Source organism: Actinomyces ruminis (assembly GCF_002154335.2).
In the GTDB taxonomy this organism is placed as follows: Bacteria; Actinomycetota; Actinomycetes; order Actinomycetales; family Actinomycetaceae; genus Actinomyces; species Actinomyces ruminis.
The window spans coordinates 74387-91872 of record NZ_MTPX02000042.1; the positions used below are offsets into that span (position 1 = coordinate 74387).

21 protein-coding genes are annotated in these 17486 nt (G+C 66.8%); 18 read left to right on the forward strand and 3 right to left on the reverse strand.

What is annotated here, in order from left to right; all coding sequences use genetic code 11:
* Positions 1–52 precede the first annotated feature (52 nt).
* From BW737_RS08445 to BW737_RS08455, 3 genes are all read left to right on the forward strand, one after another.
* On the forward strand, positions 53–292 hold the full coding sequence (locus BW737_RS08445; protein ID WP_180272138.1) for a type II toxin-antitoxin system RelB/DinJ family antitoxin: 240 nt from the start codon (positions 53–55) through the stop codon (positions 290–292).
* Positions 289–495, forward strand: a complete 207-nt coding sequence (locus tag BW737_RS19925) for a type II toxin-antitoxin system PemK/MazF family toxin (RefSeq protein ID WP_420835726.1) — start codon at positions 289–291, stop codon at positions 493–495. Before BW737_RS08445 ends, BW737_RS19925 begins: the two co-directional genes overlap by 4 nt.
* A gap of 508 nt (positions 496–1003) precedes the next feature.
* A complete protein-coding gene (locus tag BW737_RS08455; protein ID WP_218961865.1) occupies positions 1004–1681 on the forward strand; it encodes an SDR family NAD(P)-dependent oxidoreductase in 678 nt (225 codons plus the stop codon).
* A gap of 79 nt (positions 1682–1760) precedes the next feature.
* Here BW737_RS08455 and BW737_RS18230 read toward each other — a convergent pair whose 3' ends face one another.
* Positions 1761–1892 (reverse strand): hypothetical protein, encoded by a 132-nt coding sequence (locus tag BW737_RS18230; protein WP_257210644.1) that lies wholly within the window; start codon positions 1890–1892, stop codon positions 1761–1763.
* A 50-nt stretch (positions 1893–1942) separates the two neighbouring features.
* On the opposite strand from BW737_RS18230, the gene BW737_RS08460 reads away from it, so the two are divergent.
* The 6 genes from BW737_RS08460 (at position 1943) to BW737_RS08480 (ending at position 7043) form a co-directional block, all read left to right on the forward strand.
* Positions 1943–2821, forward strand: coding sequence for an AraC family transcriptional regulator (locus tag BW737_RS08460; RefSeq protein WP_257210666.1), 879 nt, complete (start codon positions 1943–1945; stop codon positions 2819–2821).
* A gap of 120 nt (positions 2822–2941) precedes the next feature.
* Positions 2942–3790 carry an asparagine synthase-related protein gene (locus BW737_RS08465; RefSeq protein WP_218961867.1) on the forward strand — a complete coding sequence of 283 codons (849 nt, stop codon included), beginning with the start codon at positions 2942–2944 and terminating at the stop codon, positions 3788–3790.
* On the forward strand, positions 3706–3924 hold the full coding sequence (locus BW737_RS16915; RefSeq protein WP_218961868.1) for a GMP synthase (glutamine-hydrolyzing): 219 nt from the start codon (positions 3706–3708) through the stop codon (positions 3922–3924). Before BW737_RS08465 ends, BW737_RS16915 begins: the two co-directional genes overlap by 85 nt.
* Positions 3925–4149: 225 nt before the next feature.
* Positions 4150–4635, forward strand: coding sequence for a GNAT family N-acetyltransferase (locus BW737_RS08470; RefSeq protein WP_218961869.1), 486 nt, complete (start codon positions 4150–4152; stop codon positions 4633–4635).
* 483 nt (positions 4636–5118) lie between these two features.
* Positions 5119–5571 carry a zinc ribbon domain-containing protein gene (locus tag BW737_RS08475; RefSeq protein WP_086614268.1) on the forward strand — a complete coding sequence of 151 codons (453 nt, stop codon included), beginning with the start codon at positions 5119–5121 and terminating at the stop codon, positions 5569–5571.
* A 212-nt stretch (positions 5572–5783) separates the two neighbouring features.
* Entirely contained in the window at positions 5784–7043 is a 1260-nt protein-coding gene (locus BW737_RS08480) for an ATP-binding protein (protein WP_086614267.1), read from the forward strand.
* Between the two features lie 4 nt (positions 7044–7047).
* Here BW737_RS08480 and BW737_RS08485 read toward each other — a convergent pair whose 3' ends face one another.
* Positions 7048–7509 (reverse strand): PALP domain-containing protein, encoded by a 462-nt coding sequence (locus tag BW737_RS08485; RefSeq protein WP_086614266.1) that lies wholly within the window; start codon positions 7507–7509, stop codon positions 7048–7050.
* A 244-nt stretch (positions 7510–7753) separates the two neighbouring features.
* Between BW737_RS08485 and BW737_RS08490 the strand changes: the two genes are divergently transcribed.
* The 9 genes from BW737_RS08490 (at position 7754) to BW737_RS08520 (ending at position 15520) form a co-directional block, all read left to right on the forward strand.
* Positions 7754–8107 (forward strand): MarR family winged helix-turn-helix transcriptional regulator, encoded by a 354-nt coding sequence (locus tag BW737_RS08490; RefSeq protein WP_086614265.1) that lies wholly within the window; start codon positions 7754–7756, stop codon positions 8105–8107.
* Positions 8108–8206: 99 nt separating this feature from the next.
* Positions 8207–9403 (forward strand): excinuclease ABC subunit UvrA, encoded by a 1197-nt coding sequence (locus BW737_RS16920; RefSeq protein ID WP_218961870.1) that lies wholly within the window; start codon positions 8207–8209, stop codon positions 9401–9403.
* Between the two features lie 20 nt (positions 9404–9423).
* Positions 9424–10494 (forward strand): ATP-binding cassette domain-containing protein, encoded by a 1071-nt coding sequence (locus BW737_RS16925; RefSeq protein WP_218961871.1) that lies wholly within the window; start codon positions 9424–9426, stop codon positions 10492–10494.
* 135 nt (positions 10495–10629) lie between these two features.
* Positions 10630–11640 carry an aldo/keto reductase gene (locus BW737_RS08500; RefSeq protein ID WP_086614264.1) on the forward strand — a complete coding sequence of 337 codons (1011 nt, stop codon included), beginning with the start codon at positions 10630–10632 and terminating at the stop codon, positions 11638–11640.
* Positions 11641–11980: 340 nt separating this feature from the next.
* Positions 11981–12916 (forward strand): ATP-binding cassette domain-containing protein, encoded by a 936-nt coding sequence (locus BW737_RS16930; protein WP_218961872.1) that lies wholly within the window; start codon positions 11981–11983, stop codon positions 12914–12916.
* The gene (locus tag BW737_RS16935) at positions 12838–13482 is read left to right on the forward strand and encodes an AAA family ATPase (RefSeq protein ID WP_218961873.1); all 645 of its coding nucleotides are present in this window, start codon (positions 12838–12840) and stop codon (positions 13480–13482) included. The genes BW737_RS16930 and BW737_RS16935 overlap by 79 nt, the downstream gene beginning before the upstream one ends.
* Positions 13483–13581: 99 nt before the next feature.
* Complete coding sequence (locus BW737_RS08510; RefSeq protein WP_180272139.1) at positions 13582–14073, forward strand: MarR family winged helix-turn-helix transcriptional regulator; 492 nt, start codon at positions 13582–13584, stop codon at positions 14071–14073.
* The gene (locus BW737_RS08515; RefSeq protein ID WP_086614262.1) at positions 14070–14783 is read left to right on the forward strand and encodes an MFS transporter; all 714 of its coding nucleotides are present in this window, start codon (positions 14070–14072) and stop codon (positions 14781–14783) included. The genes BW737_RS08510 and BW737_RS08515 overlap by 4 nt, the downstream gene beginning before the upstream one ends.
* On the forward strand, positions 14696–15520 hold the full coding sequence (locus tag BW737_RS08520; protein WP_086614261.1) for an MFS transporter: 825 nt from the start codon (positions 14696–14698) through the stop codon (positions 15518–15520). Before BW737_RS08515 ends, BW737_RS08520 begins: the two co-directional genes overlap by 88 nt.
* 842 nt (positions 15521–16362) lie before the next feature.
* Here the strand turns inward: BW737_RS08520 and BW737_RS08525 are convergent.
* Entirely contained in the window at positions 16363–17478 is a 1116-nt protein-coding gene (locus tag BW737_RS08525; RefSeq protein ID WP_180272140.1) for a substrate-binding domain-containing protein, read from the reverse strand.
* Positions 17479–17486: the final 8 nt, after the last annotated feature.

Sequence of the window (17486 nt, forward strand, 5' to 3'; positions counted from 1 at the left end):
GCACCGCTTCGCTGATATGATGTGTCTTGATGGAAAGAGGCATGTCGTGGCAATGAGGCAGATCGCCACGAGGGTCGACGCGGAGCAGGCTGAGCTCTTCAAGGAGACTACGAGGAAGCTCGGCACCACCACGGCGGACGCTTTGCGCATGTTTGTGACCGCCTTCAACAGCCACTGTGGCTTCCCCTACGACGTGCGCCTCTCGGAGGACGTCGAGCCCTTCGCGACCGAGGAGGACGCCATCCGATTCGCAACCGATCTCTCCCTGAAGACGATCAATGAAGCGCGGTGAGGTTTGGACGCTGCGGGACGACGCCTACGCAAGTTCCTGTCAACCCGAGTGAAGGAAACGGGCTTGCGAAGCCGAGCTATGTGATGACCGAGAAGATCGTCACTGTGGACAAACAACTTCTCGGTAAGCGAGTTGGCATCCTGGACGAAGTGGACATGGCCGAGATCTCGCGGCAGCTCGTCGCCGTCTTGGGCCTGGGGTAGGCACGAGTAACCTTAAGAGACTCTTCCGGTTTGGGGCATGGGAGTTGATGGGTACGGGTGTGTCAGGACCGATGGCAAACACTTCCGATGCTAGCGAGAGGTCGACGCTGCACGGCACGGAGGTGCTGGGAGTACGCGGCACGGGGAGCGGCGGAGGTGCGGGGACCGCGGAAGAAGGTGTTGGGTACGCCTCTTCGGCGTCTACTACGCCCCTTGGGCGTCTGCTGAAGGCTCCGCAGCCCTTCAACAAACACCTAACCGGCGTAGTAGAGCACGAACTGGCGTAGTAGACGACCCCAGTCTTCGGGATCAACACGTCGTGCCCCGGGATGACTGAGCCACGACCTACTGGCGCAGCCTCAAGTGTTCACAGTCCTTGTCTGCCCCTCAGGGCAAGCTGGCGCGATCTGATAGCAGGTTGGCGCGCAATGATGTTCGCGAGCGCTCCGTCGTCCGCTAGCTTGTTCTCGCTATCAACCGCAGGACAATGATCGGAAGGGCGGAAGGCATGGCGCAGACGGCGCTCATCACGGGAAGCTACGGCGGGCTCGGAACCTGCTTCGCGAACATCCACGCCAAGACCGGAGGCGACCTCATCCTGGTCGGCCGCAGTCAGGCCAAGCTCGACGCGCAAGCGCAGGAGATGCGGGAGAAGTACGGCGTGAACGTCGAGACGATCGCTGCAGACCTATCGAAGGCCGACGACGTCCAGCACATCTACGAAACCTGCCGGGACAACGGCTGGCTTCCCGACTACCTCATCAACAACGCGGGCTTCGGCGGCCAGGGCGACTTCGCCCGCGAACGCACCATGGAGCAGGACCTCTCGATGATCGCCGTGAACATCGAGGCCCCCACGCGCATGCTCAAGCTCTTCCTGCCCGACATGATCGAGCGCGGCAGCGGCAAGATCCTGAATGTCAGCTCCACGGCCGCCACCATGCCCGGGCCCCTCCAGGCCGTCTACTACGCCACGAAGTCGTATGTCACCTCCTGGTCGAACGCCCTGTGGCGCGAGCTCGCGGGCACGGGCGTCACCGTGACTTGCCTGATGCCCGGCGCCATGCGTACCGGCTTCGCCGACGCGGGCGCCTCACAGACACCAGCCTGTTCGCCAATGCGGTCGACCCCACGGCGGTCGCCCAGGACGGTTACGACGGGATGCTCGCGGGCAAGCTCAATGTGACCAGCGGCCTGCCTGGTTGGCAGCGTCCCATGATGAGACTCGCGCCGCTTTTCCCCAAGAAGAGGATGCTGAATTTCGTCTACGACCAGCAGGTGGCGGGCAGCGCGAAGAAGTAGCGCCCCGGGCCAGGCATGACCATGGGCGATCCGAAGGAGGCCAGATGAGGCGGTTCATGCTCGACGGGCGCTACGGCCAGTTGCTTGAGGCGCATGGCATTGACGTGCGGGAGCCCCTGCTGAAGGCGCGCCTTCCCGAAGACACATTCAACCACCCCAACCCCACGATGACGGCCGAGGCTACTACGCCTTCATGGAGGCTGTGGGCGGTATGTGTCCGGACGAAGAGACAGCCTTTGAACTCGCCACCTGTGAGGGCCTGGAGCAGTTCAGCCCTCCCATCTTCGCCGCGTTCTGCTCGCCCGACGGGCGCACCTGCGTTGAGCGCCTGGCCCGCTACAAGAAGCTAATAGGGCCACTATCGTTCAGCGTCTCCGAGGAGGCCGACACGCTGACGGTGGAAATGCTCGACGACGCAGGCAGGGTGATCCCCGGCTTCCTCGCCATGTGCGAGGCGGCGTTCCTTGTGAACATTCTTCGCCGTGCGACCAAGGAACAGATCACTCCCGTCCACGCGTCAACGGAGAAGGCCTTCGCAGACGATGCCGCCATGGCATTCCTCGGATGTGCCGTGGAGCACGAGCCCCGCAATGTCCTCGCCTTCTCCGCCTCAGACATGCGAATCCCCTTTGTCACTCGAAACGACGCCATGTGGGGCTACTTCGAGCCCGAGATGGCAAGGCGTCGGGCGGAGCTCGATGCCGACGCCACCTTCTCCGCCCGCGTCCGCAGCACCCTCACCGAGATGCTGCCGGCCGGTGCCTCCGACGCCGAGGAGGCCGCCCGCAAACTCGGCATGAGCCGCCGCACGATGCAACGCCGCCTGGCCGACGAGGGAACCACCTTCCAGGCGCAGCTCAACCACACGCGCGAACTCCTGGCCAAGCACTACTTGGGAAACACCGAGATGCGCACCGACGAGATCGCCTACCTGCTGGGATACATCGAGCGCAACAGCTTCCTGCGCGCCTTCAGCGCATGGACCGGCACGAGCCCGAGCGAGTATCGCGCCTCCCGGCCCTGAGAGCGATCCTGCCGCTTGGGTGACTCGGGGGAGAGGTGGAGCGGCTGCTTCCGCGCCGTCTCGGGGATTGGCAGTAGAGTCGGGATCGAACCCGCGCACGCGACAATGAAGGAGACCGCAGTGGACTTCACCTCCAACCAGCGCCCCGCCGACATGGAGCGCATCACCACCCCAGAGCTGGCGGACGCCTTCATCGCCGAGGCCGTCGACGCCGTGCGCGCGCAGGTGGGTGACGGCAAGGTGCTGCTGGCCCTGTCCGGCGGCGTCGACTCCTCCGTCGTCGCCGCCCTGCTCATCAAGGCGATTGGTAAGCAGCTGATCAGCGTCCACGTCAACCACGGCCTGATGCGCAAGGGCGAGTCCGAGCAGGTGATCGAGGTCTTCCGGGACGGGCTGGACGCCAACCTCGTCTACGTCGACGCCGCCGACCGGTTCCTGAAACTGCTGGCGGGTGTGGCCGAGCCCGAGGCCAAGCGCAAGCTCATCGGGGCGGAGTTCATCAACGTCTTCGCCGAGGAGGCCGCGAAGCTTGAGGGTGTCGGCTTCCTGGGTCAGGGCACGATCTATCCCGACATTCTTGAGTCCGCTGACGGCGTCAAGGCTCACCACAACGTCGGCGGCCTGCCCGAGGACCTGGACTTCGAGCTGGTGGAGCCCGTCAAGCTGCTGTACAAGGACGAGGTGCGCGTGGTCGGCAGGCGGCTCGGCCTGCCGCAGTCCATGGTGGAGCGCCAGCCCTTCCCCGGCCCGGGGCTGGGGGTGCGCTGCCTGGGCGCGATCACCCGCGACCGCCTGGAGGCGCTGCGCGAGGCCGACGCCGTCGTCCGCGAGGAGATCGAGCCGCCGGCCAGGACATCTGGCAGTACTTCTGCGTGGTGCCCGACATGCGTGCCACCGGCGTGCGCGACGGCAAGCGCGCCTTCGACTGGCCCGTCATCATCCGCTGCGTCAACACCGTCGACGCCATGACCGCCGAGGTGCCCGAGCTCGACTGGCCGCTGCTGCGGCGGATCACCGACCGCATCCTGGCGGAGGTCCCCGGCGTGTGCCGCGTGGCCTACGACCTGACCCCCAAGCCCATCGGCACCATCGAATGGGAGTAGACGGTCGGATCCCTGTCGCGGTGAGGCTGGCGGGAAATGTCCAAATTCGGCACGAATGGGGCCGACGGCGTCCGAGGCCGCGAACAAAACGTTGGAATCATGCGGCTGCCGTAACGGCTTACAGTGGCATCGGCGGTGTTTTTGCCGGTTTTGGACATTCCGCTCCGGCGTACGCACCACAGGGACGCCGGTACGCATGTGTGCGGGAACCTACAATTGCGCCCGATGACGATCGAAGACGATGCAGTTGTAATTCGACCCCTGCGGCGCGAGGAGGCGCCCCTGCTGGAGGACTTCCTGCTGGAGGCCGTCTACGTGCCCGAGGACTTCACCGGGCAGGTGCCACGCAGCGTCATCCACGACGACCCCAAGTGCCGCGCACACTTCGAGGGCTTCGGAACCCTTCCGGACGACCGGGCGCTGGTTGCGGAAGTCGATGGCCGAGTAGTGGGCGCCTGCTGGGTGCGCACGACCGACTGCTACGGCCGCCTCGACGACGACCACACGCCGGCCTTCGCCATCTCCCTGTATCGGGAGTTCCGGGGCCGGGGGATCGGAACGCGCATGATGCAGCACATGCTCGAACAGCTGCGAGAGGCCGGCTACGAGCGCGCCTCGCTCGGCGTCGTCAAGGCAACCGGGCCGTGCACCTGTATGAGCGGCTGGGCTTCCGCATTGTGGGTGACGGCAGCGATGAGACCGAATGGCTAATGGTGTGCGACCTGCTCGCTGAAAAAGAACGCCCCGGCCGCGGCCCTCGTGCTGGGGCGCCCAGTGGAGCAGCCGGGCCCCACGCGTGAATTGGTGGCCTGCCGCTGTGTCTTGCTGTGCTGCTCCCGAACGCCATCTGCCCGGTTGAAGTGGCGCCAACTGCCCGGTTCGAGTGATGCCAACTCCCGGGTCGGAGCAGGCTTTATGCACTTCCTCGTTCTCTGACACGCCATGTCGCCATCGCGGCCTTGTACGTATACCGCTACCGAGACAAGTCGGGGATGGAAGCCGACGCCGTCCTCGAGTTCGATGGCGGACCCACCATGAAGCTGTCTGACGACGCCCCGCCTTTCCCCTGAGCGCCTTGTGTCCGTGATCGGCGATTGGAGCGGCGATGCAACAACCCGTTGCTCGACGGGATGGGGGCTCTGTGGTGTTCTTGTGCTGCGGCACGGTTGGAGCGCCGCGGAACAGGAGAACGACATGACAATCGGAGAGATCATCGCCGACGTCCGGGGGTCGCGGGGGATGACTCAGGGGGAGCTCGCGGAGCGGGTCATGGTGACCCGGCAGGCGGTCTCGCGCTGGGAGACTGGCGCCACCACCCCGGGCGTCGACATGTGCAAGCTGCTGGCCACCGCGCTCGACGTGCCGGTAACGCGCCTGCTCGAGGTGCCGCCCGGCCCGCACTGCCAGAGCTGCGGCATGCCCATTCCGAAGACGGAGCAGCACGGCAACGAGGCCAATGGGGTCAAGTCCGAGGACTACTGTTCCATGTGCTACCAGGACGGCGCATTTGTTGGTCCGGAGACCTTGGAGGAGCTGATCGAGCACAGCGCCCCGTACATGTCCGAGAGTGCACACATCACGGAGGATGAGGCCGTCTCCTACCTGAGCGCGGTCCTGCCCCAGCTGCGCCGCTGGAAGGAGCAGTAGGCTGCGGTTTTGGCCCGGCTGGCGACGCCGGTTCGGGCTGCGGAGGTGGCGACTCGTGCAGGCGCCCGTCATCGCTGCGGTCGGCGGCGCCGCACGGTCCAGCTCACGCAACGAAACCCGTCCAACTGACGCAATAGAACTCGTCCAATTCACGCAATCGGCTGGGCTTAGAGGCGGAGGCATGCGGGTTTAGCAAGCAGGAGGAGGAACTGATGCGTTATCTGCCGCGTGTGGCAGATAACCTGCTCGCCGTCGCTCTAGCAACCAGTGGTGCTGTGCAGGTCAGGGGCCCGAAGTGGTGCGGCAAGACCGCCACATCCCTGCAGCAGGCCGGCAGCGTCGTCTACATGCAGGATCCCGATCGCAGCCGGTCCTACCTCGCGCTCGCGGACGCCAAGCCCTCCGCGCTGTTGGAGGGGGCTACTCCGCGGCTCATAGGCGAGTGGCAGATGGCGCCACAGATGTGGGACGCCGTCCGCTTCGCCGTCGACCGTCGCGGGGAGCCCGGGCAGTTCATCCTCACCGGCTCGGCCACGCCGACCGTCCAGGGGGCGCACTCCGGCGTCGGGCGGATTGCTACCCTCGTCATGCGGACCATGACGCTGTTCGAGTCGGAGGAGTCCACCGGGCAGGTGTCCCTGCGGGCGCTCTTCGATGGGGAGGTGGAGGTCGCGGGTGTCAGCGCATTAGACGTGGAAGACATAGCGCGGATTCTGTGCCGCGGCGGCTGGCCCGCCGCCGTCACCGCAGGTGCGACGGCGTCGCCCGGACGCCTGGCGCGCAACTATGTAGAGGGCCTGATCGACTCCGATGTCGCCCGCATGGACGGTGTCTCCCGTAACTCGACGCGCATGCGCGTACTCATGCGCGCTTACGCCCGCCACGTCTCCACCCAGGCCGCGCAGGCCACGATCGCCGCGGACCTCGCCGTCGACGATGCCACCATGGCGCCCAACACCGTCAGCGACTACCTCGATGCGTTGTCGCGTGCCTACGTGATTGAGGACCTGCCCGCCTGGAATCCCGCGCTGCGTTCGAAGACCGCAATCCGAACCAGCCCGACGCGTCATTTCGTGGACCCGTCAATCGGTGCGGCCGTCATGCGGTGGGCGCCGGCCGACCTGATGCGCGATTTCGAGGCCTTCGGACTGCAGTTCGAGTCGCTGTGCGTGCGCGACCTAAGGGTCTACGCCGAAGCCAACGACGGGACGCTCTTCCACTACCGTGACAAGACCGGGCTGGAGGCCGACGCCGTCGTTGTCCTCGCCGACGGACGGTGGGCGCCGCTGGAAGTGAAGCTCGGTTCGCGCCAACTCGACGACGCCGCCGCCCACCTGCGGCGGCTGCGCGACCGCGTGGATACAGCCCGTATGGGGGAGCCCTCCTTCCTCGCCGTGATCACCGCGGGCGCCACCGCCTACCGGCGTGACGACGGCGTGCTCGTCATCCCCCTGGCCTGCTTGCGCCACTGACCGCTTACGCGCTCGCGTAGCGGCCGTCCCACACCACTCGGCGGTAGTTGTCCCGATCCGTGTCGCCCTCGGTGGAGATGCACAGGACCCGCACGTCCGCCCCGAGGCGCAGGTCGCGCCGCAGGTCGGCATAGCAGTCCCTCCGCAGAAGCTCGGTGACGGCGCCCAGCGAGGCGGCCCCGCTCTCGCCGGAGATGATCGGCCGGTCGCCGGTAAGCGGATTACCCAGGATGCGCATGCCGGTTGCCGCGACCTCGTCGGGGACGGCGAGGAAGGCGTCGGCGTGTTGGCGCAGAATCGCCCAGCCGATGCCGCAAGGCTCCCCGCAGCACAGTCCTGCCATGATGGTTTGTGGTTCTTTGACCGCGTGGAGCCGCCCGTCGGCGGCGGTCTCCAGGCTGTAGCGGTGGACCGACGCGTCGGGGGTGGCACGCTTGTTACTCAGGGCAGCGTTGATCGTGCCCACGTCCTGCTCCTTCGCGATTGGCGCTGCTGTGCTGTCGGACACTGCTTGAGGGGCTGATTGTCAAGGGATGTCGCACGGTCGAGATGTGCCGGCTGGGGTGTGGCTGTGTGCGAGTGGATGCGGGTGGTGTGGGCGTCGCTCGGCGTGAGGTGGCTGTGCGTGCCGAAAACTACAGGAACCAGACACTCATGGTAGTGTCCGATTTCGGAAACTCCGCCCGGGGCAACAAGGACGGGAGGCCGATATGGATAGCGGCGCCAGGGAATACCTGGACACCATGGGCAGGCAGGACAAGCGGTTCGCCGCCATCTACCGGCGGGCGGCGTCGGCCTTCGGTGTCTCGGAGTGCGCCATGTGGGTGCTCTACTTCATCCGGACCGCGGAAACGCCCCTGACTCAGCACGAGCTCATCGAGTTGATGATGTTCCCCAAGCAGACCATTAACTCCGCGGTCTCCTCCCTGGTCAGGCGCGGCTACCTGCGACTGGAGCCGATACCGGGCACGCACAACTGCAAGCACGTGCAACTGACGCCCGCCGGAGAGGCATTCGTGCGCTCCACCGTGGAGCGGCTCATCAGGCGGAGGAGCAGGCCGTAACCGCCATGGGGCTGAGTCAGGCGGAGCGCTACGTGGCCCTGCGCAATGAGTTCCTGAACGCGCTGCACAGCGAGTTCGAACGCGAGGAGGTAACCAGCCATGACGCATGATCCCGCCCCGAACAGCATCGAGGTCATCGGCGCCGCCGAGAACAACCTCAAGCACGTCGACGTAACCATTCCCAAGGGCAGGCTGGTGGTATTCGCCGGCGTTTCCGGCTCGGGCAAGAGTTCGCTTGCCTTCGACACGCTCGCCGTCGAGTCCGCCCGTCAGTGGCAGTCCTCCTACCCGCTGTACCTGCGCAACAAGATGCCTCACTATGAGCGTCCCAAGGCGGAGGAGTTGCGCAACCTGACCCCGGCGATCGTGGTGGACCAGCGGCCGGTCGGTACCAGCGCCCGCTCCACCGTCGGCACGGCCGTCGACGTCGCCCCACTGATGCGCCTGCTGTTCTCGCGCGTGGGCGAGCCCAGCGCCGGCGGCTCCATGGCCTACTCCTTCAACCACCCCCTGGGAATGTGCCCGGAGTGCACGGGCCTGGGGGAGCGGCTGGTGCTGGATGAGGACACGCTCTTCGACGTGGACAAGCCCCTTGCCGAGGGCGCGATCCGCTTCAGCCAGTTCTCCTCCGGCTGGCAGACCTACCTCTGGCAGGCCAACCCGCTGCTGGACCCGCACAAGAAGCTACGCGACTTCACCGCCGAGGAGTGGCGCACGCTGCGCGAGGGCTCCCCGCAGCCGGTCAAGGTGGAGATCCGCTCCAACAACACCGGCCGGGTGGACACCGTCGACTACGAGGGCGTCATTCCGCGCTTCAACCGGCTCTACCTGAACCGCGACGTCTCCAAGCTCCGCAAGAGCCTGCAGGAGGAGATCCGCGCGCACGTGCACCAGGGGCCGTGTGCGACCTGCGGCGGCACCGGCCTGAACCCGAAGGCGCTCGCCTCCCGCATCAACGGCTACAACATCGTGGATCTGTCCGACCTGCCGGTGCGCGATCTGATCCCCATCCTGGGGCGGATCGGCGACCCGCGCGGCACCTCCCTGGCTACCCAGATCACGGCCTACCTGGAACGCATGGTCGACGTCGGCATCGGCTACCTCTCGCTCTCGCGACGCACAGACACGCTCTCCGGCGGAGAGGCGCAGCGCATCAAGATGGTCCGCAACCTGGGCAGCAGCCTGGCGGACATCACCTACATCTTCGATGAGCCACCGCCGGCCTGCACCCGGCCGACGCCGAACGCATCGGCCGCCTCCTGGTCAGCCTGCGCGAGCGGCACAACAACGTGCTGATCGTCGAGCACAGCCGCCAGATGTTCCAGCTCGCCGACCACATCATCGAGCTCGGCCCGGCCGCGGGCGAGCACGGCGGGAGAGTCGTCTACCAGGGGGATCTCGCCGGCCTGGCCGATGCAGACACCGCTACGGCACGGGCCCTGCGTCGACCCGTGGAGATCAACCCCAACCCGCTTCCCTGGAGCGAGGGCTTTGAGATAACCGACGCCCACTGCCACAACCTCAAACACGTGAACGTCACCATCCCCAAGGGCATCCTCACTGCCATCACCGGGGTGGCCGGCTCCGGCAAGAGCACGCTGGCCACCTATGAGCTCGCCGCCCGCCGCCCCGAGGCGATCACCATCGACCAGAAGCCCATCGGCACCTCCATCCGTTCCACCCCCGCCACCTACACCGGCGCCATGGATGAGATCCGCAAGCTGTTCGCCCGCGCCAACGGCGTGGGCGCCGGCTGGTTCAGCTTCAACTCCAAGGGCGCCTGCCTGGTCTGCAAGGGCAAGGGCAAGGTCACCTACGACATGGCCTTCGCCGAACCCGTAGAGGTCCCCTGCGAGGAGTGCGGGGGACACCGCTACAACCCCACGGCGCTGGGTTACACCTACAAGGGCAGGAACATTGAGACGGTCATGGCCCTGACCATCGAGCAGGCCCTGAACTTCTTCGACGACGAGCGGGTGCGTCGCCCGCTGCGCACCATGGTCGACGTCGGACTCGGCTACCTCACGCTCGGGCAGCCCACCTCCACACTGTCCGGCGGCGAGGTCCAGCGGGTCAAGCTCTCCAGCGAGCTGCACAAGCGCGGCAACGTCTACATCCTGGACGAGCCCAGCACCGGCCTGCACAACAACGACCTGGCGGAGCTGCTGGCCCTGTTGCGTCAACTGGTCGACGGCAGCAACACGGTGGTGATCGTCGAGCATCGGCTGGAGATGATCGCCAAGGCCGACTGGGTCATCGACATGGGACCCGCCGGCGGCAGCGAGGGCGGGCATGTGCTCTTCGCCGGCACGCCCGCAGAGTTGACGGCGTGCCCCGACTCTCGCACCGGAGCCTACCTGGCCGCCGCCGCGCAGGCTCGCGCCTAGCGGTCTCGCCGGCATGGGGGGATCTGTCAGGTCCTGGCTGCGCCCCCCGGTTCCGGGGCAGGATGGACGGGAAGGCGGCAGCGGCGTCGTCGTCGCGCGTACCTGGCGCGCCGCCAAACAGCAAGGAGAACGCATATGGAGTACACCAAGCTCGGTACCACGGACATCACCATCCCTCGCCTGTGCATCGGTGGCATGAGCTTCGGGAAGGTCTTCCCCGACTTCCACCAGTGGGTGATCGACCAGGAAGCCACCCAGGCCGTCATCGCCCGTGCGCTGGAGCTGGGGGTGAACTTCATCGACACCGCCAACGTCTACGCCCGCGGCACCAGCGAGGAGTTCATCGGCGCATCCCTGAAGCAGCTCGGCGTCAAGCGCGAGGACGTGGTGCTCGCCTCCAAGGTCTACTTCAACGAGGGGCACCTGTCCCGGGAGGCGATCAACCGTGAGATCGAGGGCACCCTGAAGCGCCTGGGCACCGACTACCTGGACCTGTACATCATCCACCGCTTCGACTACGACACCCCGATCGAGGAGACCATGGAGGCCCTCGACTCGCTGGTGAAGGCCGGCAAGGTCCGCGCCCTGGGCGCCTCGGCCATGTACGGCTACCAGCTGCACAACCTGCAGCTGGCCGCCGACGCGGGCGGCTGGACCCGCTTCGCCTCCATGCAGAACCACTACAACCTGCTCTACCGGGAGGACGAGCGCGAGCTGATCCCCGTGTGCCAGCAGTACGGCATGTCGCTCACCCCGTACAGCCCGCTCGCCTCCGGTCACCTGACCCGCCCCACCTGGGACTCCGACTCGGTGCGCTCCACCACCGACGCAACCATGCGCTCCAAGTACGACCGCGACCGCAAGATCGACATGCCCATCGTCGAGCGCGTCGCCGAGACCGCCGAGAAGCACGGCGTGCCCATGGCGGACGTGGCGCTGGCCTGGCACTGGGCGCGGGGCGTGGCCGCGCCGATCGTCGGTTGCTCCCGGCCCAGCCGGGTCGACGACGCCGTGCGCGCCCTGGACCTGAAGCTCACCGCTGAGGAGGTCGCCTACCTCGAGGAGCCCTACCAGCCCCACGAGCTGGTCGGCCCGCTCGCCCGCCCCGGCGACAAGCCGCTCGCCGGCACCGCCGTCCTCAAGTAGCGGCAACCTCGGGTGCGCCCGCCCGGGAGACCAGCGGGCGGGCGCAAAGCCTGCGGCAGGGCTGGACGAATGCGCGCCCAGCCAGTAGCGTCGCACCCATGAGGAAGTAGCGATGCCCCCACGGGCGCACGGATCCAAACTCAGTTCATGAGGCCGTGCCCGGGGTGCAGCATCGCTGACCTCCATACCGATGAGCCGCCTCGCCCGAGCCTGCACCGTCGTCGGCCAACTGGGCGCCACCCACCCACGGGGTGACTACCCGCGCATTCGCGGCCCATCGAGCGTTGTTCCTGAGAGCAGCCTGCACCGCCGCACGGCCTCCCGACCCCAGGAGGCCCGCATGCAGTTCACCCTGTCCGATATCCACTACACCTACCCCGGGGCCGCCTCCCCGGCGCTGGCCGGCATCACGGTCACCTTCCCGGTCGGCTGGACCGGCGTCGTCGGCGACAACGGCTGCGGCAAGACCACCCTCGCCCGCATCGCCTGCGGCCGGCTGGTACCCGACGCCGGCGCGCTGTTCCCGCAGTCTCAGCGGCTGGTGACCCACTACTGCGCCCAGGACGCCACCACACCGCCGTCGACGCTGACGGACTTCGCCTGCGCCTACGACGAGGTCGCCATGCGGCTGCGCCGCGACCTCGGCATCGATGACGACTGGGCCTGGCGCTACGACACGCTCTCGGGCGGCCAGCGCAAACTGGTCCAGATCGCCTGCGCCCTGTGGGAGCAACCGGACGTGCTGGCGGTGGACGAGCCGACCAACCACGCCGACGCCGCCGCCCGCGCGGCCATACGCACCGCCCTGGCGCGCTTCAGCGGCGTCGGCATCCTCATCTCCCACGACCGCGCCCTGCTGGACGCCCTGTGCGCCCAATGTCTGTTCATGGCCCCCGGCACGGCCGTCATGCGCCCGGGCGGCTACACGCAGGCGGCTGCCCAGGCGGAGCTGGAGCGCGACACCGCTCTCCAGCGGCGCGAGGCGGCCAAGCGCGAGCAGCGGCGCCTGGCGCGGGAGACCCAGCGGCGCCGCGAGGAGGCCTCCCGCACCGCCTCCCGCCGCTCCGGACGCGACATCGCCAAGCACGATAATGATGCGCGCTTCCGCATTCGCCTGGCCGTGGTGAGCGGCCAGGACGGCAAGACGGGCCGCCTCGCCTCCCGCATGGAGCCCGGCTCGCCCGCGCCGACGCCGAAGTGGAGGCCATCAGGATCGACAAGCGCTACGACGCCGACCTGTGGGTCGACGCCTCCCCGAGCCGTCGGCCCGTGCTGATGCGCACCGGGCCGCTAACGCTGTCCCTGGGGGAGACGACGACGCTGCGCACCCCGGCACTGCACCTGGACAGCCGCGACCATGTGGCACTGGTGGGCGACAACGGCACCGGCAAGACCACACTCATCCGCGCCCTGCTGGAGCGTCTGCCCGACGACACTGCGTGCTTGTACGTGCCCCAGGAGCCCGACCGGGCGGTGCAGGAGGCGACGCTGGCGCGCCTGGCGGGGCTGGACGCCGAACGCCGTGGCCGGGTGCTGTCGATCGTGGCGGGGCTCAACTCTTCTCCGGAGCGGGTCCTGGAGGGGGATGTGGTCAGTCCCGGAGAGATGCGCAAGCTCATGCTCGCACTCGGCGTCCTCGACCGTCCGGAGCTCATTGTCATGGACGAGCCCACCAACCACCTTGACCTCGGCTCGATCCGCGCGCTGGAGCGGATGCTGGCGGCATTCCCGGGGGCACTGCTGCTCGTCTCCCACGACGCCGCTCTGGTGGAGGCCACCACCTCCATCACCTGGCGTATTCGCTGGAGCGAAGCGGGAGCGCTGCGGCTGACCGTGGGGTAGAGACGTGGCGCGAGCTGTGTTCAAGCTCGCGCCGACTTGGAACATATAGCCCGTTATATGATTGGGTGGCGTGGACCTGAACCCATGAAAGGCATGGCTATGCCCCGCACTCACTCGATCTCTTGGAACCTGAAGCACCTCAACAAGGCGCTCGAACGCGCGCTGATGCGAGCGCTCGCCGACGGCGACGTCCCCTACAGTCAGGCCGGCGTACTGAGCTTCCTCGCCGGTCGGGCCGGGGAACCCACATCCCAGCGGCAGATCGAGGAGTACTTCGGAGTCTCCAATCCGGCGGTCTCCGGCCTCGTAAAACGCCTTCACTCCAAGGGGTTCGTCGCCGTCGGTACCGATCCCGCAGACCAGCGGCGCCGCGCTGTGCAGATTACCGCCGCCGGCTTGACCGCCATGGAGACTGCACGTCGCAGCATTGACGCGGTCGACGAGCAGGTTCTTGATGGATTCACCGCGGCCGAGTCCGCCGAGTTCCAGCGCCTAATAGCCAAGGCCCGCCACAACCTTTCCGCCGCTGCGGTCTCACCGCTTCCCGCCTCCGACAGCCCGGCGAGCCAGAGAATCGAAGTTAACGCATGAAGACCAAGAACTCGTCACTGCCGGCCATGGCCCTGCTGGTCCTGGCCGGATTCGTCTGCCTCTTCAACGAGGCCGAGATGAACATCGCCCTGATCGCCATCTCCAAGCTGTACGGCATTGAGGTTGCCACCGCACAGTGGTTGACCACCGGCTACATGCTCGTCACTGGCACTTTCATGCCCCTGTCAGCCTTCGCCATGGGGCGACTCGGATCCCGCAAGACCGTGCTGTACGCCCTGACCCTCCTGCTCATCGGCATTGGTATCTCCGCCTTCGCTCCCGGATTCGGGATGTTGCTGGCCGGGCGCCTCATTCAGGCGCTCGGATGCGCCTTCTTCATCCCGGTCATGATGGCCGTCATCATCACGCTGGCGCCCAAGGAGAAGCTGGGTACCTACAACGGAGTAATGATGCTCGTGCTCATGGCGGCTCCGGCCCTGTCTCCGACGATCGCCGGCTTCATCCTGTCCAGCCTGGGACTGTCCTGGATGTTCTACATCATCATCCCCGTGCTCCTAGCAGTGATTGCCGCGCTCACCGTGCTATTACCGGACACGATCAAACCGCGGGAGGCGACGCTCGATCCCGCTTCCGTGGCGCTGTCGATCCTCGCTTCGGCGGTGTGGTCTACGCCGTCGGCAACGCCGCCTCCGCCGGGTTCACCGCACCCACGACGCTCGTACCTGCAGCCCTGGGGTCCGCCGCTCTGATCCTGTACTCGCGTCGACAGGTGGCGCTCGAACAGCCGTTGCTGAATCTGCGGATCTTCGCCAACGCCCGCTACCGCACGTCGATCATATTCGTAGGCATCCTTCAGGCCGTGCTCTTCGGCACAATCCTTGTCGGCCCGCTGTTCCTACAGGAAACCTGGGGCATGAGCGCATCGGCGGCAGGCCTGTTGATCCTGCCCAGCGGCGTCGTCACTGCGATCGCCAACCTGCTTGCGGGCATGGCCTACGACCGTTTCGGCACTCGCGTGGTGCCCGCCGGGCTCATGGTCTCCGCCCTCGGGTACATCGGCGTCGCCGTCACCATGCATCAGAACCTGGGTAAGCCCGCCTTCGCCGTGTGCTGCGCCGTTTACGCGGCGGGGCTGCCGTTTGCGATGACCGCGCTCAACTCCAACTCGCTGGCCAGTCTGCGCTCCGAGGAGTACCCCGACGGATCATCGCTGAACAACACGATCCAACAGGTCACCGGCTCCATCGGAACCGCTGTGTTCACGATCATCGCCTACCGTTCCTTCACGCTGCCGGGCAATCAGCACGTCACTGCTCTGACCAACGGCTCGGAGATGGCCTTCCTGATCGCCGCCGTAGTCATGGTGCTCACGTTGGGAGGTTACTTGCTGCTGCGCCCCGTCCTCACCCGTACGCAGGATGTTCTGAATCTGATGGAGGGTGACGGCGTCGCCCCCGCTCCCGGGCAGAGGGCCGCGGATCGGTAGGGTCCGCCTCCGCTTCATTCGTCGGGCGGGCGGCAGGGGTGTGGTGGATGGGCGTGGGTGCGGTAGAGCATCGCGAGTTTCAGTGGTCCGCGGCGGATGTCGACGGACTGCTGCGGATGCCGGCGGTTCGCGGCGGGTCGTGAGGGTTCGTATCTTCGCCTGACGGTTCGTACCTCCACGTAAGGGTTCGTACCTTCAGGTCGACGATTCGGCACTTGTTGTGACGGTTCGTACCCCTACCGTACGTACCGTCACAACAAGGTACGAACCATTGCTGCGAACTGACGAACCGTCACCGATACACACGAACCGTCAGCCAAACATACGAACCGTCCGCTCCGGGACGCCGCCCGACACCACCGCCCCGCAATGACCCGCACGCCACAACCCACCCGGGTACGCACTCGGCATCCCGACCAGCCCGGACTTCAGGCACGGGCACCCACCCTCATACAGGTTCACGACCTCAGGGCGTGATACATGCATGAAAACACGGCGTATCGGAACTCGGAACAACGACACGAAGGTCGCCCACGGGCCGGTGGGGTCGTCCTCGGGCGCACACGCGATTCGGGTAAAAGAGGTCGTGTGTCCGCCATCCAGTATGTGAGGAAATGGGACCCGGTCCCCCTTGAGATTGCCGCGGAGTTCGTTGACAGGTTCTGATGCCGTCTCCTCTGCGTCGAAGGATCCAGGCTGCGCGTTGGGTGCAGAGCAGCCCCGGGGGTCACGGCCGATCGTGTGGCCGGGTGAGGAGTGCTCCTCATCCGGCCGCATCGTGGGAAGACGCGTGGCGGTCGGGCGGTAATAGGCCGTCCGACCGCCACGTCGTCCAGATGTGCTCAGTCGTACAGCAGCACGGAGATGTCCTCATCGTCGATGTTGGAGGAGTCGTACCAGTGAGAACCGGTGTCAACGTCCTCCACGCTCTCGCCATTCGCAGCCTGCACGGCGAGGGTGACCGCCTGGTATCCCATCTGGTAGGGGTCCTGCGTCACCGAGCCGAGGAATGCCCCGGAGCGCACGGCGTCCTTCTGGGAGGTGCCGGCGTCGAAGCCGACGACCAGCAGGTCCTTGTAGCGGCCGGAGTCGCGGTCCAGTTGGGAGGCGTCCCCGGTGGCGCTGATGACGCCGTTGACCGCGTCCTGGTTCGCGGCGAACAGCGCGACCAGCCCGTCCGTGGACAGGATTGACGTGGCCGCGGACTGAATGTCCGCCTGGCTGGTGGTGGGAGGCACGGTCACGACGATCTTCACCTTGGCCGGGTTGGAGGACGGCGTGGTCCAGCGCTGCTGCCCGGACACGTCGACCGCACCTGCCAGGCCGTCGAGCTTCTCCAACTCGGTGACCAGGGTGGCGGTGAAGCCGTCCACGCGCTGGACGATCGAGCCGGAGGTCGAGTCCTGTGCGAGCACGCCGATGACGGCGGGTGAGTCGGCGCTAGCGGAGGCCAGGGCGGCTTGCAGGTCGGCATTGGCGGCGAGGTTGGTGGCCACATTGCCGCCGGCCACCTCGTTGTCCGTGGTGGCCGTTGCCAGCACCGCGCCGGAGGCGTCGTCGGGCACGCCCGAGTCGAAGCCGATCACCGGGATGTTCTGGTTCTTGGCGTTGACCAGGGCGTCCTGCACCGCGTCGGGCTGGCAGGCGGCCAGGGCGATTGCGGCCGGCCGCTGGTTGACTGCGGAGGCCAGCTGCTCCACCTGCTGGGAGACGTTGCTCTCCGCGTCGGGCCCATTGGTCTCCAACTCGACGCCGAGCTCGTCGGCGGCGGCCTGCGCACCCTTGAAGGCGGCCTGGTAGAACTGGTTCTGGTAGCTCTTGGAGATGATGATGACCTTCATCTTTCCGTCCGAGCTCGCGGAACCGCCGTCGTCGCTGCACGCGGCGAGCAGTGAGAGCGAGCAGGCGGAGGCGAGCGCCGCGGTCAGAGCGGACCTGCGGGTGAGGGTGATGGCCATGGTGTGGT